At 60.2% G+C, this 14,081-nt stretch carries 12 protein-coding genes and 1 pseudogene; 4 read left to right on the forward strand and 9 right to left on the reverse strand.

Annotated elements, in window-relative coordinates; genetic code table 11:
• Positions 1-10: 10 nt before the first annotated feature.
• From AB7290_RS07680 to AB7290_RS07720, 9 genes and pseudogenes are all read right to left on the reverse strand, one after another.
• Entirely contained in the window at positions 11-724 is a 714-nt protein-coding gene (locus tag AB7290_RS07680) for a class II aldolase/adducin family protein (RefSeq protein WP_085399574.1), read from the reverse strand.
• Positions 721-2,136, reverse strand: a complete 1,416-nt coding sequence (locus tag AB7290_RS07685; RefSeq protein ID WP_085399575.1) for an FGGY-family carbohydrate kinase — start codon at positions 2,134-2,136, stop codon at positions 721-723. Before AB7290_RS07685 ends, AB7290_RS07680 begins: the two co-directional genes overlap by 4 nt.
• Before the next feature lie 6 nt (positions 2,137-2,142).
• Positions 2,143-3,150, reverse strand: a complete 1,008-nt coding sequence (locus AB7290_RS07690) for an ABC transporter permease (RefSeq protein WP_028150070.1) — start codon at positions 3,148-3,150, stop codon at positions 2,143-2,145.
• Positions 3,147-4,151 carry an ABC transporter permease gene (locus AB7290_RS07695; protein ID WP_085399603.1) on the reverse strand — a complete coding sequence of 335 codons (1,005 nt, stop codon included), beginning with the start codon at positions 4,149-4,151 and terminating at the stop codon, positions 3,147-3,149. The genes AB7290_RS07690 and AB7290_RS07695 overlap by 4 nt, the downstream gene beginning before the upstream one ends.
• On the reverse strand, positions 4,144-5,628 hold the full coding sequence (locus AB7290_RS07700) for a sugar ABC transporter ATP-binding protein (RefSeq protein ID WP_085399576.1): 1,485 nt from the start codon (positions 5,626-5,628) through the stop codon (positions 4,144-4,146). Before AB7290_RS07700 ends, AB7290_RS07695 begins: the two co-directional genes overlap by 8 nt.
• Before the next feature lie 112 nt (positions 5,629-5,740).
• Positions 5,741-6,742, reverse strand: a complete 1,002-nt coding sequence (locus AB7290_RS07705) for an autoinducer 2 ABC transporter substrate-binding protein (protein WP_028150067.1) — start codon at positions 6,740-6,742, stop codon at positions 5,741-5,743.
• 286 nt (positions 6,743-7,028) lie between these two features.
• Positions 7,029-7,629: pseudogene (locus AB7290_RS07710) on the reverse strand (transposase); the annotation flags it as partial.
• 137 nt (positions 7,630-7,766) lie between these two features.
• A complete protein-coding gene (locus tag AB7290_RS07715) occupies positions 7,767-8,189 on the reverse strand; it encodes an SseB family protein (RefSeq protein ID WP_085399577.1) in 423 nt (140 codons plus the stop codon).
• A gap of 98 nt (positions 8,190-8,287) precedes the next feature.
• Positions 8,288-10,165, reverse strand: a complete 1,878-nt coding sequence (locus AB7290_RS07720) for a sigma-54-dependent Fis family transcriptional regulator (RefSeq protein WP_085399604.1) — start codon at positions 10,163-10,165, stop codon at positions 8,288-8,290.
• A gap of 336 nt (positions 10,166-10,501) precedes the next feature.
• Here AB7290_RS07720 and AB7290_RS07725 point away from each other — a divergent pair, with 336 nt between their 5' ends.
• The 4 genes from AB7290_RS07725 (at position 10,502) to AB7290_RS07740 (ending at position 14,061) form a co-directional block, all read left to right on the forward strand.
• The gene (locus AB7290_RS07725; RefSeq protein WP_085399578.1) at positions 10,502-11,545 is read left to right on the forward strand and encodes an NAD(P)-dependent alcohol dehydrogenase; all 1,044 of its coding nucleotides are present in this window, start codon (positions 10,502-10,504) and stop codon (positions 11,543-11,545) included.
• A 57-nt stretch (positions 11,546-11,602) separates the two neighbouring features.
• Complete coding sequence (locus AB7290_RS07730) at positions 11,603-11,974, forward strand: hypothetical protein (RefSeq protein ID WP_094183935.1); 372 nt, start codon at positions 11,603-11,605, stop codon at positions 11,972-11,974.
• 68 nt (positions 11,975-12,042) lie between these two features.
• Positions 12,043-12,240: a hypothetical protein gene (locus AB7290_RS07735; protein WP_049807666.1), complete on the forward strand. Its 198-nt coding sequence runs from the start codon at positions 12,043-12,045 to the stop codon at positions 12,238-12,240.
• A gap of 150 nt (positions 12,241-12,390) precedes the next feature.
• Positions 12,391-14,061, forward strand: a complete 1,671-nt coding sequence (locus AB7290_RS07740; RefSeq protein WP_028156528.1) for an aromatic/alkene/methane monooxygenase hydroxylase/oxygenase subunit alpha — start codon at positions 12,391-12,393, stop codon at positions 14,059-14,061.
• Positions 14,062-14,081 lie beyond the last annotated feature (20 nt).

Below are 14,081 nucleotides of genomic sequence, written 5' to 3' on the forward strand. Positions count from 1 at the left end.
ACACTCTGAGTCAATGTGGCGCCAGTTTCGACTGAGGCATGGCGCGTGGAACATCACCGACGTCGTCAAGATCGGGCGCCTGGCCGTAGCCCATGCGTTTCATCTGTTCGTGGACCTGTGCCATTTCGGTCTCGCTGAGGCGCGGAGGTTCGCCGATCGCCAGCGCGTGGACATACATCTTCGCCAGGGTCTCCACCTCCACGGCAAGCCAAAGCGCCTTTTCAAATGTCTGCGCCGTTACGATCAAGCCATGATGGCCGAGCAAGCAGGCATTTCGTCCTTCGAGCGCATCGACGGCATAATCCGACAGCGCTTGTGTGCCGAAGCAGGCATAAGGCGAACAACGGATATCGTTGCCACCGGCTACCGCGACCATGTAGTGGAAGCAGGGAATGCCACGCTCGTGCACGGCGAGAATGGTGCTGAAGGTGGAATGCGTATGAAGCACGACGTTTATGTCGTCCCGCGCTCGCAGAATATCGCGATGAAAACGCCATTCTGAAGAAGGGCGATGGTTGCCCTGGTAATTCGCGGCAAAATCCATCGCGACAATGTCTTCTGGCCGCATGTGCTCGTAGGGCAAGCTTGTCGGTGTGATTAGCATGCCGTTTGGAATCCGGTGCGAAAGATTGCCGGAAGTCCCTTGGTTGAGACCGTTTCGGTTCATCTCCTTGCAGGTATCGACGATGCCCTGGCGGAGATCGGCATGATTGCGGTCTGTCATGATGGGTGCTCCGAAAAAGAAATCCAGGATTGATAGGCGGCGGAAAGGGTGCGTTTGCACTCATCCTCGCCGAGCGGCGTGACAGCTTCAAGCACCACGCTCGAAACCGGAATCGTACGCGAAAATCTCCGCCACAGCAGCGCCGCGCCGAGCGCCGTTCCATCCCGAGATTGGCTCACCGAGACGCTCTGCGATGGCCGCAACGCGGCCAGAGCGCGCGCGAAGGGCAGGTTGGCGGCGAAGCCACCGTCGATGACGATGTGTTTCGAGCTGCCAAGCGCATCTAGACAGCGGTTTGCACTGAATGCGGCGTAGAGGACTGCCAACCCCTGCCATTCGGCTGGCGTCTCGGGCCGCGGTCCGATAATGCGTCCGCGGTGAGCTGCACCGGGGAACAGTCCGTCATCCCCAACGAAGGAGGGGAGTGCCAGGGTTCCAAGGGCCAGTAGACTCGGCAATGCGGTGAGGACGGCTGCATCAGAAGCGTCGTGGTCTCTGCTGATCAAGTCGTATTCGCGGCCTGTCGCGATCAGCGTGGAGGGTACGTTCTCACCGTCGACATCGATATTGAGCACCATGCCGCGTGTGGCGTCGAGCTTGTCTAGCGCGAGGCCGCGCTGAAAGCCGATCATCCAGGTGCCGGTTGATAGGATCGAGGTATCGGCCATGCCGGCGGCCTTGTAGCGGAACAGGTTGGCGTTGGAATCATGCACGCCGCAGAGGATTTCGGTCGAGCGCGCCAGGCCGGTACGCTTGGCTACGGCCTCCGAAACCCTCCCTAGCACCGCACCGGCGGATGCCCGCTCCGGCAGAAGACGGTCCCAGCCGCGCTTGCGCATCAGGGAGGAAGGCTGATGGTGGCAAAGGTCCCAGATATGGCTCTGAGCCGCGAGCTGTGAAATTTCACTTGCAGCACACCCGCCGAGCCGCAAGGCGAAATACTGCGCAGTCGTAAGATAGATTTTCGCGCGGGCGAATTCGGCGGGATATGCGCTTTCCTGCCAGAGCAATTGCTTGCCGAGCCGCATCGCGCCGCTGATACCGCAAAACACTTCATCATAGGCAGGCGCAATCCGGGCGTAGGCCTGGTCGATCTCAGGCGGCGAGACCGCATCATAGTCCATCATCGGCAGCACTGGCTCGTCACCTTCGACAAGAACGGCGCCACACCCATGCGCGGTCGCGATCACCGCGCCGATGGTGTGGCGTTGCGTCACCACGGCCAAAGTGTCGAGGAACCACTCTTCCAGCCCGGCAAGATCATAGGCGAGGTATGGTCCTGCCGTGGTCGGCACATTCGGGATCGAAAGTGTTTCGAGCGGCCAGCCGTCCTCACTCGCGACCAGCAGTTTCAGATTCGTCTTGCCAATGTCGAGAACCGCGATCCGGGGAGAGGCTTCCGATCTTGTCATCGTTGTCTACCGGGGCGCTTTGCCGCCCAGATGAGGAACCGCAGCAACGGCAATCAGGATGCCACCCCAGATCGCCAGAGTGAGGAACTGGCTGAGATTGAGGAGGTTGAACGCCGAGGAGATCACCTGAAGGATTATCAGCGCAAGCAGCAATCCGCCGACTTTGCCAAAGCCGCCAAATGGATCGACGCCACCGAGCACTGCTGCAAGAATGGTGACGAGCAGATAGCTCTCGCCATATGCCGCGTTGGCTGAATTGAAACGTGCCAGCATGACGACCGCTGCGACACCGGCGAGCAGGCTCGAGAGGACATATAGCTTGAGCAGGACGGCGCGGGTATCGACGCCGGAGTAGCGGGTTGCCTTCTCGTTCGAGCCGATCATGTAAACCCTTGCCCCGAAGGGCGTTGCGTTTAGCATGAGCGCGACCGGCAACGCACAGAGCGCCAGCACGATCAGGGCAAAAGGCACCCCGAGAACCGTTCCATTGCCGATGAAAACAATGGGCTCCGGAAATCCGGAGATGACATTGCCGCGCGTCAGGCCGATCGCAAGTCCCTTGCAGAGTGTCATGGTGCCGAGGGTTGCGAGGATCGGCGAAACGCCGAGATAGGCGATGACAAATCCGTTGACAAGGCCGACCAGCGCCGCGACGGCAAACCCTGCCGCAATCGCCAGCACCTGTACGCCGGCCCAGGCAATGCCCTGAGTGCCCGGAATGTAGTGCGTCAGCAGGAAGGCAATGGTCAGTCCGGAGAGATTAGCGGTGGCGATGATGGAAAGGTTGAGGCCGCCAGATAACAAGGCCAGCATCATCGCAAGCGAAAGGATGCCGAGCTCCGGCATCTGGAAGGCCATCGATTGCAGCGTGTTGACGGAGAAAAACCGGTCGCCGATGGTAATGGCGAACACCAACCAGAGCGCGACCAACAACAGCATCAGGGTTGCGATCGTCCCGCTGCCGGCAAAACGGATCAGGCGTCCGCGAAGGGCGAGGGTGGACTCATTTCTCATGGCCGCGCGCTCCGGGGCCGCCGTTCTCGCTGCGACCAGGCTGTTGCCGAGACCGAGATCAGAATGACCAACCCGACAAAAAATGGCGACCAGTAGGACGAAACGCCCAGCAAAATGATTCCATTCTGCAGGATGGCGAGCAGTGCCAACCCCAGAAACGTGCCGAGAACGGTGCCGACGCCGCCCATCAGGCTGGCGCCGCCGAGCACGACGGCTGCAACCACATCGAGCTCCTTGCCCACCAGCACCGTCGGAGCGACGGACTGTGCAAGCTGCGCCTGGACCAGTGAGGCGATACCGGCCATGACCCCCATGTAGCAATAGACCAGCATGTTGAGGCCGAAGACATGGAAGCCGAGTCGCTGCGCGGCATCGGTATTGCCCCCCATGGCGTAGATTTGACGACCGATATTGCTACGATTGAGCAGGAGCCAGGTGAAGAGAAATGAGAACCCGAGCGCGAGGATCTGCAGGTTGACGCCGTAGGACGTATCCTTGCCCCAATCGAACTCGAACCAGAATATCCCGGTCGCGAACCAGTCGGGTAACGAATAGATATATTTACCGCCCGTGAAGAAAATCAGCAGCCCATAGAAAATGTTCAACGTTGCGACGGACACGATGATTGATGGTATCCGAAGCTTCTGGATGAAGATCGCGTTGAGGGCGCCGAGCGCACCGCCAATGCCGATCGCGATCGCAAAAACGCAGATCCAGTTCGCGCCGTATGCGTTCGCCACCGTAAGCGTGACATATTGCGCCACCGATGCCGTCGCCGTGAAGGAGATGTCGATTCCGCCGGCGATCAGCACCACGAGCAGCCCGAGGGCGAGGATGCCTACGAATGCGTAGGAGGTCAGCAGGTCGAACAGATTCTGCATGGTCAGGAACTGGCCGTTCGCCGCGCCCAGGCTGGCGCAGAGCACGAGGATCACGATCAACAGCCAGAACTCATGGCTGCGCCGAAACCTGCCAAATGAAGCAAACCGCGATTCAGGCATTGACTGCCTGCCGAAGCGCATCTTCGGAGGTGTCTGCGGCCATCACGTCAGTAGTCAAACGCCCTTCGCGCATCACCAGCACGCGATGGCTGTGATAAAGCACCTCGGGGATTTCGTCTGATATCATCAGCACTGCGACGCCCTCGCGGGCCAGCCGCCGGATGATCTCATAAATCCCATCCTTGGCGCGGATGTCGACACCGACCGTTGGGCTATCGAGGATAAGCACCCGCGGGTTGGTCGCCATCCATTTGGCGAGCACGATCCGCTGCTGATTGCCGCCGGAGAGCGTCTTGACCGGGTTGTTGGGATCAGAGACCTTGATTCCGAGTTCGGCGACCCATCGCGCAACATGGCTTTGCCGCGCGCGTGCGCCAATCAGGCCGAACGCGCCAGCGAGACGTTCCAACACAGTCAGCGTGACGTTCGAGGTGATCGACTGGTCAAGGATGAGGCCAAGTGTAAGCCTGTCCTCAGATACGTAGGCGATGCCTCGACGGATCGCGTCTGCATTCGTGTTCAGCGCGATGCGGTGGCCGTCAAGCGCCATGGTGCCTCGATCGGGTGGGTTCATGCCGAACAGCGACAGTGCGAGCTCGGTTCGGCCCGATCCAAGCAATCCGGTAAGGCCCACGACTTCTCCGGCGCGTAATTGCAAGCTCACATCGTCGTAGTCACCATCGCGGGTAAGGCCCTGGACTTCGAGAACAACGGCACCCACGGCAAGGTCGGGCACCTGTTTCTGATACTCGAAAGCCTTCCCGGTCATCAGGTGACTGAGTTTGCTGCCGTCGATGGTCGCTGCGGCAAAGGTGCCTACCTTGGCGCCGTCCCGCAACACCGTCACGCGTTCGGCAATCTCAAGCACCTCGTCGAGGCGATGGCTCACGAATACGACGCAGATACCGCTTCTTTTCAGGTCGCTGACGAGCTTGATCAAGGTGTTGACCTCGTGGCGGGTCAGCGACGCCGTCGGCTCATCCATGATAAGAAGTTTGGCATCCGCCGCCAAGGCCCGGCAGATCGCGACCAGCTGGCGTCCGGCAATGCTGAGTTCGGAGACTTTTGTTTCTGGATCGACCTCAATGCCGACCTTCGCCATTGTGGCCATGGCGATGGCCCGCATAGAGGACCAGTTCACCGTGTGGACGCCGCCAAGATGGTGCGCCATGGCGATGTTCTCGACGACGGTGAGGTTGGAGAATAGCGATAGATCCTGATAGATGACCTGAATGCCGCAATGGGTGGAGTAGACCGGGCTTAGTTTTGGGTACTCCTTGCCGGAAATGACGATCCGGCCTCCTGGTTCCGGCGCCTCGACGCCGGAAATGATCTTGATCAGCGTCGACTTGCCGGATCCGTTTTCGCCGACAAGGCAATGCACCTCTCCGACCTCCAGCGTCAGATCGACGTCGCGAAGCGCATGCACGCCGCCGAAACGCTTTGATATGCCGGACATCTCCAGGAAAGTCGTCAAGGCTTCGTCCTGTAATGGGACCGCTTGTCAAGCGATCGCCTCGACGCGGATCGCATTCCCGGCCGGAAAGCCGGGAATGCAGCGCGACGAGGCGGCTGGGACTGGTGTAGTTCTAGAGTCCTCCGGCGATCAGTCCGTCGATGGTTTCTTTGTTGATCCGCATGATCTTGTCGACCTTGATCTGCTTGCCGGCCACATCGACCGCAGCCTTGCCGAGGCCGGGAACATCGACGCCATCCGTGATTGGCTTGCCATCAAGCACGAGCTTGGCAACTGCAACCATGGCGTAACCTGCATCGGTGGGATTCCACAGGAAACCTTCGCGGATGGTATCATCCGCGATGAGCGATTTCGCCTGGCTCGGCAGCACCGTGCCGACCACGGCGATCTTCTTGCCAAGGCGTTGCTGACGCACCGCATTGCCGGCCCCGATCGGCCCATTCGAGCCGAAGCCGAGAATGCCGCGCAGGTTCGGATAGGCCTTGATCACGTCAAGCGTCGTGCGCTGGCTGGTATCGATCTCGTCGGCGCCGGGGAAACGGTCGGCGACGAGCTTCATTTTCGGGAAATTCTTCTGCTGATAGGCAATCGCGGCGTCGGCCCATTTGTTGTGAAGCGGCGTCGTCAACGTCCCGACATAAACCACGTAATCGCCTTCGCCGCCCATGTCCTTGGCGAGACGCTCCATCTGCACTTCACCGAAGCGAACGGAATCGATCAATTCGACATTCCAGTCACGGCCTTCTTGTTCGGGGCCCTCATGGGTGATGACTTTGATGCCGGCCGCCTGGGCGCGCTTGAGCACCGGCTCGCACACTTTGACGTCCAGCGGCACCAAGCCGATCACGTTGACCTTTTTGGCGATCAGGTCATCGAGCAGCTTTACCTGTTGTGCCGGATCGACGTTCGCCGGTCCAACCATGGTGGCATTGATGCTGAAGTCCTTGGCGCCCTTCTGGATTCCCTTTTCAAGAGCGTTGAACCACGGAATGCCGGCGATCTTCACGACCGTGACCATTTCCTTTTGAGCCTGCGCAAAAGCAAACCCCGGAAAACCGGTACCGGCGATCGCCGCCGCACCACCAAGCATTTTGATTGTCTGGCGTCTGTCCATTGTTCCCTCCCAGGAAGCTATTTTTAGCCTCTGCTCCTTTACCCGGCACTCGCCTGGCGGAGCAGTTGGCCTTATTCTTGATTGGCGGCGAAAATTTCGCCTCCAGCCTCAGGACTTGCCTGGGGATTAGAGACCAACGCTACGAGAGGTGTCAAGCAAGCGACATGTCAGCCAGCCCCGCCTGTGGCGATGTCCGGGCATGGCCGATTTTGTCGCAAAAGTCGGCTGTAACCGACGGATGTCTTTCGGCCATTCGGTAAGGCCGACCGGCTTTGATCCGCCGACCCTAACGCGCGAGGCGCCTCAGATTTTGAGCGATTGCAGCAAGAACAAACTCGTCCTGGGCGCCCCGTGGGCCACGAAGCCGAAGCCGACCAAGCCTCAGGATGCGCTTCAGGTGCGCAAACCGCATCTCGATCTTCTTGCGCTGACGTCGCGACGTCTCGAATCCCTCGGTGCCAGCGAACGACCGGGCGACGTCCCGGGCGTGCTCATGTATGTTGCGCGGGATCTTGCGCGATGGTTCTTTTGGACAGCACTGCGGTTTAAGCGGGCATGCGTCGCAGTCGAGCTTGCTCGCACGATACAAAAGCGTTTTGCCCCCGTGCACGGTGCCGCTCGTCCCGAGCCGCTTTCCGGCCGGGGCAGTGGTAAACGTCGCTGGTCGGATCATATCGAAAGTCGCTGCGCGAGAAGGTACCGTCATCTCGCTTCGACTTGTCGAACACGGGGATATGTGGTGCGATGCCCTTCGCCTCGACCAGCCAGTTCAGCATCGGAGCAGCCCCGTAAGCGGTATCCCCGGCAAGCCGCTCCGGCTTGATACCAAAGCGCTCCTCTGTTCATTCGATCATTGTCCTCGCCGCTCCGACCTCGGCCTGGCGAATTCCCATCCGTCCGGCTCGCCACGAGCCTTGCGGGCACACTTCAGGAAATCAGGCAGATGGTCTAGTGAACTGATGTCGCTGCGCCGTTTTTCGAAATAATTCGGCTTGGCCGACAGCATCTGGCAGGAAGTCTGCGCCTATCGCGCGGACTTAATCGGCATGTGAAAGATCTCGCCACTCATGAGGAGGGCGATCTCGGCGGCGGGCAGCGGCTTCTGACATTCGGACAACGGATTGAGCCAGAAATTAGAGTCAGGCAACATTTCGAACAGATTGCGCGCGGCGGCGCCAAGGCACACCTCAGGCTGCTTTATATAGTCGTAGATGCGCTTCTTTGAGGTGAAGGTGGGGTGCCATTTCATGTTCTGGAAGTCGACCGTTGCAACGTTGATCTCCTCCTGAAATTTGAGCGAGCGACGGCGTCCAGGTTTCATCGGCGCTTCCGGCGTCAGAATGTAGATCTCCGTCTCGAGCAACGCGCGATAGAATGCTGGAACGATGCTGGCGTCCCTTGCGGCAGCCTGCATCAGGGCTTCGAGACCGTTTTCCGGTTCAAACATGGCGACACTCCCAATTGAACCCGACGAGGGGCTGGGCTTCAGCGCCTCCAGTTACAGCCGGATCGCGCTGCCGCCGCAGAGCCTTCGCCACGATTGTGCTAATCCTTGTTGCCGCGCAGGGCACGATAGATCGTATTGCGCGACACGCCCAGGCGGCGCGCGGTCTTGCTGATGTTGTTGCCCGTTTCCGCATACGCGGTCAGCACATGCGAGCGCTGAATCTCATGCAGATTGGCCTTGAGCCCACCACCCACCGCCTTGCCGGTCAGGCGCTCGCCGCCTGAATGTGCAAGTACGGACTCGACCGATGTCTCGTCGATCAGATCTCCCGGCTCGGCCAGCGACAATCGGGAAAGCACGTTGCGCAGTTCGCGGATGTTTCCATCCCAATCGAGTTCGGCCAAACGATCGATCGCCCCTGCGGTCAAATCCATCAAGGGGTCGATCTTGTGGATCAAATGGCGCGCGATCTCGGCGAAATCGGAACGCTCGCGCAAAGGCGGTAACGTCACCTCCAGCGTGTTGAGGCGAAACAGCAAATCGGATCGGAACCGGCCCTTCGCAATCGAGTCGTCGAGATTGGCATTGGTGGCAGACACCAGGAGAACGTCGACCTGACGTTTGGTGCCACCGACCGGCCGGACAGTCCAATCGTCCAGAAAGCGCAGCAGCACGGCCTGCAACGTCACCGGCATGTCGCCGATCTCGTCGAGGAAGAGCGTTCCGCCGTCCGCTTCCTTGAACAGTCCCGCAGCCCCGCCCTTTTTTGCTCCCGTGAAAGCGCCTTCGGCATAGCCGAACAGCTCCGCCTCGATCAGGCTGTCAGGGAGCGCTGCGCAATTCACCGGGACGAAAGCGCCGGCCCGTCCACTGGCGGTATGAGCATGGCGGGCGAGTTGCTCCTTGCCGGTGCCGGTTTCGCCACGGATCAGGATCGGCATCTTGCGGACCGCCGCGACTCCCACCCGTTGGACAACGGAAGCGATCGCCGGATCGGCGGAGACGAACTGGGTGGGGACGTCCTTGGGCGTCGACGGCCGAGGCCGCGAGATGGCTTGCATCATCGAGAACTGGCGCGCGTTCTCGATTGTTGCGACGAACTGGCTACCGACCTCGTCCTCGAGGCGCTGGCGTTCCTTGCGCCGGCCTTCATCGACAAAGGCGTTGAATTTCGTACGAAAGACGTCGGCGAAGCGACGACCCGGCAAGGCTGGCAGGCCATGCAGCAGGACGCTTGCGGCCCTGTTGGCTGCAAGGATCCTGCCCTCGTTGTCGACGGCCAGCAGGCCCGCGCTCAACGTATGCAGATATTCGCCGCGGCTATGGAAAGCGATCAGGATGTTTCCGCGGTGATGTTCGCGGAACAGACCATTCTCGATCTGGGTTGCCGCCATCGCGACGAGCGCCTGGGTATGCGCCTGCCTCGACATGCAATCCGATGACGCATCCAGTATTCCGGCCAGTTCGCCATCGGGCGCGAAGATTGGCGCCGCGATGCAAGTAAGATTGTGGTAGCGCGAGAAAAAGTGCTCGCCCCCGTGAACGACGATGGCCCGCTTGAGATACGCGGCGGTGCCGAGGCCGTTGGTGCCGCAAATGGCTTCAGTCCAGATAGTGCCGGGCCGAATGCTAGCTGCGTTCGAGGCATCACTGAAGCTCGAGTCCGAGATGATGTCGAGCAGCAGGCCGTTGGCATTTGCAAAGGCGATCATGAAATTGGAGCCGGCAATCTGCTGATGCAGCGTGTGCATCTCCGCGAGCGCCAGGCCGCGAATCAGTGAGCAGCGCTGCTGCTCCTGGCGCAAAACGGCGGTGCTCACGAACTCAGGCGAAGGAGGGCGCAATGTATCGAGACCAAGCGAAATGCAGCGCATCCAGCTGTCGTAGATATCGGCCGATAGCAGCTCTGCCGGCGGCGCGCCGCGCTGATCGAGCGTCATCCAAGCATTGTCCATGCGTCGGCTGGCGGTCAGCATCATAGCTCCTCCGGGAGTCGCTGCTTGGCGATTTCCTCTTGGTCGTAGCCCGGTTCGGGTCGTTCTCGCGTGTGGCGCGGTTCTCACGATCATAGATCAAACAATCAAAAATCCAAATTTCTGCTCACCCGCTGTTGCTGCCGTCGAACTGTTCCGTCTCGGAACAGTCGCGCGCAAAGTCTGCTCCGAGGCGGATCGGCGCGAGCACTCCCGAGATCGCAAGAACAATAGAAAGATCAGGCCGTTGTGCGCTTGGCACAGCCCTTGCTCAACTGTTCAGCAAGATGGCGATCGCGTCAGATCGACAGAATAATAATTTTGCCGGGGAGGCGTTTAATGAAAGCGGCGGTGCTTCATGAGTTCGACGAGAAGCTGACGGCGAAGGAGTTCGTCAAGTTCGATGACGTAACTGACCCGAAGATCTCGCGCCCGATGGACGTGATCGTGCGCATCGGTGGTGCCGGCGTCTGTCGCACCGATCTGCACATCGTTGAGGGCATCTGGCGCAGCAAGGTCGACGTCAAGCTTCCATACATCATGGGCCACGAGAACGCCGGCTGGGTCGAAGCGATCGGCCCGGGTGTCGAAGGGATCAAGGTTGGCGACAGCGTAATTTGTCATCCCCTGGTGACCAGCGGGCATTGTCTCGCGTGCCGGCGCGGCGACGACATGCATGCGCTGGACAGCTCGTTTCCCGGCATCAATGCCAATGGCGGCTATGCGCAGTATCTGCTGACGGGGCAGCGCTCCCTGATCAAGCTGCCGAAGTCGCTCGCACCGAAGGATGTTGCTCCCTACACCGATGCCGGGCTGACGGCTTATCGCGCCGCGAAGAAGGCATCCCGTCATCTGTTGCCCGGCGAACATGTCGCGGTGATCGGCGCCGGTGGGCTGGGCCATATCGGCATCCAGGTTCTCGCCGCGCTCTGCGCGGCAGAAATCATCGTGGTCGATCGCGCCGAACAGTCTCTCGAACTCGCCAAGAAGTGCGGTGCACATCATGTCGTGAAGGCAGACGGCAACGAAGTCGAGGCGGTGCTGGCGCTGACCGACGGGCGCGGCGCGGAGGCCGTGATCGATTTTGTTGGCGAGGGTGACGCTATCGCCAAGGGCCTGTCGATGACGGCGAACGCCGGCTACTACTACATCGTCGGGTATGGTGGGAAGATCGATATCCCGACCATCGACATGATCACATCGGAAAAGACCATCGTCGGCAACCTGGTCGGCACATACGCCGAGCTGGTGGAGCTGATGGCGCTCGCGGATCGCGGCCTCGTCGAACTCCACACCAAGGAATACAGGCTGAGCCAGGCCAATGACGCGCTTCACGATCTGCATCATGGACGCATTCATGGCCGCGCGGTCCTGATCCCGTAGGGCATGTGCCGCGACATGCAAAGCCTCGGTCCAGATCATCGAACGAGAGTGGCGCGAGTGACAAAGGACAGCCGATGCCGGCCACCGATCACCAGCGAGGAAGCCGCTGAATTGCAGCGCGCCCGTGATCGGATGATTGCCCGGGACAGGCTGATCGACGAGATGGTCGATAACAACGAGATGCAAATCAAGAATGAGTACGCGCGCGGCGGAGCCGAAATCGAACTCGCGTGCGCCGTGCGTGGCGCGGCGCGCGCCGACGCCGGAAGCGACGCGCGTGCCGAACTGGAGCGAGCGATCGCGCGCCTGGAGATGCTCCGGGAGGAGCATCGACGCCTGGTGGCCGAGCGTGAATGGCTCGACACGTCCCTGCTGGAGATCGACAACGGTCCTTCGTCCGGCGACCACCAACGTTCGGGGCACGCATGATGAGCAGGAACAACGCAACCATGATTGCATCAAAGCAACAGGCACAAATGCCGTCTCCGCAACCGGACATGAGCGAGGAAGCCGGGTCGAAAGACGCCTTCTTCATTCAGCTGGCCGAGATCGCGGAGGCCATGATCGCCGCGCACGGCAGGGATTTCGCTACTGGAGCGCTGGTCCTCTCGGCGAAATTCGTCGCCGAAGGCAAACCTCTCATCAAACGAGCCAACGGAGGTGACGAGACCGTCAGCGCCGAGAAACCGGGCTGACGCGAAACGATGAGTCAGCAGATCAATCAATCCATTTAACGGACTCAAAGTGTGTTTTGCAGCTGAGAATTTCAACAAAGCGATCCAGGGGTTTGACCCGGAACCGAAGCGAGAATGCCGAAGATAACGCAACGTTCAAAGGAGCTGGAAATGTCTGCAAGTCTGACACTGAACAAGATCACCGCGCAGAAGGGGATCAGCATCGCTGAAGCGGCCAATCGCGTCGCGGACCTTGGTTGGACGCCAAGCTACGTGCAGGAGGCGATGACTTTCCCAACCGACTACAAGATCTCGAAGACACCGCGCGACCCGATGAAGCAGGTCCTGCGGTCATATTTCCCGATGCAGGAAGAGAAAGACAACCGCGTCTATGGCGCGCTGGATGCGGCGTTGCGCGGCGACATGTTCCGCAATGTCGAGCCGCGATGGGTCGAGTGGATGAAGCTGTTCCTGGCGATCATCCCGTTCCCGGAGATCTCGGCGGCGCGTTCGATGGCGATGGTCGGGCGGTTGGCGCCCGGCGAGGAATTGCGCACCGGCTTCACCATGCAGATGGTCGACGAGTTCCGGCACTCGACGATCCAGATGAACCTCAAGAAGTGGTACATGGAGAATTACATCGATCCAGCCGGGTTCGACATCACGGAAGCCGCGTTCGGCAAATGCTATGCGACCACGATCGGCCGCCAGTTCGCCGAGGGCTTCCTGACCGGTGACGCAATCACCGCGGCCAACGTCTATCTGACGGTCGTCGCCGAAACCGCCTTCACCAATACCCTGTTCGTGGCGATGCCGTCGGAAGCGGCGCGCAACGGCGACTATGCATTGCCAACCGTGTTCCTGTCGGTCCAGTCGGACGAATCCCGTCATATCGGCAACGGTCACTCGATGCTGATGGCGATGATCAACGATCCGTCGAACCACCAGTTGCTGGAGCGCGATCTGAAATACGCCTTCTGGCAGAATCACGCGATTGTCGATGCCGCGATCGGGACGTTCATCGAGTACGGCACGACCAACCGCGACAAGAACAAGGAGTCCTACGCCGAGCTCTGGCATCGCTGGATCTACGAAGACTATTACCGGACTTACATGCTGCCGCTCGAGAAGTACGGCATCAAGATCCATCACGATGACGTCGCCGCCGCCTGGGATCGGATCGTCAAGAAGAACTATGTCCACAAGACCGCGCAGTTCTTCACGGTTGGATGGTCGGTGAACTTCTGGCGTATCGAGGCCCAGACCGAGCGTGATTTCGAGTGGTTCGAGCACAAATATCCGGGTTGGTACGCCGAATTCGGCGATTTCTGGAAATGGCACGCCAAGCTCAGCGTGCCCGGCGAGACCAACATCCTCTTCAACAGCGAGGTGGGCTATTCATACCCGCATCGCTGCTGGAGCTGCATGGTCCCTTGCCTGATCCGCGAGGACTTCGTCTGCGACGAGGTCGACGGCAAGATCTACACTTACTGCTCCGAAGGTTGCCGTTGGACCCACAAGGTGGCGTTCGCCGCGGAATACGAGGGCCGCGCGACGCCGGCAATGGGCCGCTTCAGCGGTCGCCGTGAATGGGAGGACTGCTATCACGGCTGGGACGTCGCCGACGCGATCAAGGATCTCGGTTTTGTCCGGCCCGACGGCAAGACGATGATCGCGCAACCGCATCTGCGCTTCGACTCCAAGGACATGTGGACGCTCGATCACGTGCGCGGACACACGCTTGGCAGTCCGTTGCGTGGCTTCAGAGCGCTTTCGCCGATCGAGCGCGAGGTGGCGACGGCCGAATACCGTAAGGGCTTCAAGATCAATCCCTGCCACTAAAGAGATGATGAGGGGGGCCG

This window comes from Bradyrhizobium sp. 613_E4_N2_2 (assembly GCF_052075995.1).
Lineage (GTDB): Bacteria > Pseudomonadota > Alphaproteobacteria > Rhizobiales > Xanthobacteraceae > Bradyrhizobium > Bradyrhizobium barranii.

Bases quoted from the DNA above. Each gene is read 5' to 3' on its own strand.
- AB7290_RS07680 (WP_085399574.1), bottom strand. From the start codon at position 724: ATGACAGACCGCAATCATGCCGATCTCCGCCAGGGCATCGTCGATACC.
- AB7290_RS07685 (WP_085399575.1), bottom strand. From the start codon at position 2,136: ATGACAAGATCGGAAGCCTCTCCCCGGATCGCGGTTCTCGACATTGGC.
- AB7290_RS07690 (WP_028150070.1), bottom strand. From the start codon at position 3,150: ATGAGAAATGAGTCCACCCTCGCCCTTCGCGGACGCCTGATCCGTTTT.
- AB7290_RS07695 (WP_085399603.1), bottom strand. From the start codon at position 4,151: ATGCCTGAATCGCGGTTTGCTTCATTTGGCAGGTTTCGGCGCAGCCAT.
- AB7290_RS07705 (WP_028150067.1), bottom strand. From the start codon at position 6,742: ATGGACAGACGCCAGACAATCAAAATGCTTGGTGGTGCGGCGGCGATC.
- AB7290_RS07715 (WP_085399577.1), bottom strand. From the start codon at position 8,189: ATGTTTGAACCGGAAAACGGTCTCGAAGCCCTGATGCAGGCTGCCGCA.
- AB7290_RS07720 (WP_085399604.1), bottom strand. From the start codon at position 10,165: ATGCTGACCGCCAGCCGACGCATGGACAATGCTTGGATGACGCTCGAT.
- AB7290_RS07725 (WP_085399578.1), top strand. From the start codon at position 10,502: ATGAAAGCGGCGGTGCTTCATGAGTTCGACGAGAAGCTGACGGCGAAG.
- AB7290_RS07735 (WP_049807666.1), top strand. From the start codon at position 12,043: ATGAGCGAGGAAGCCGGGTCGAAAGACGCCTTCTTCATTCAGCTGGCC.
- AB7290_RS07740 (WP_028156528.1), top strand. From the start codon at position 12,391: ATGTCTGCAAGTCTGACACTGAACAAGATCACCGCGCAGAAGGGGATC.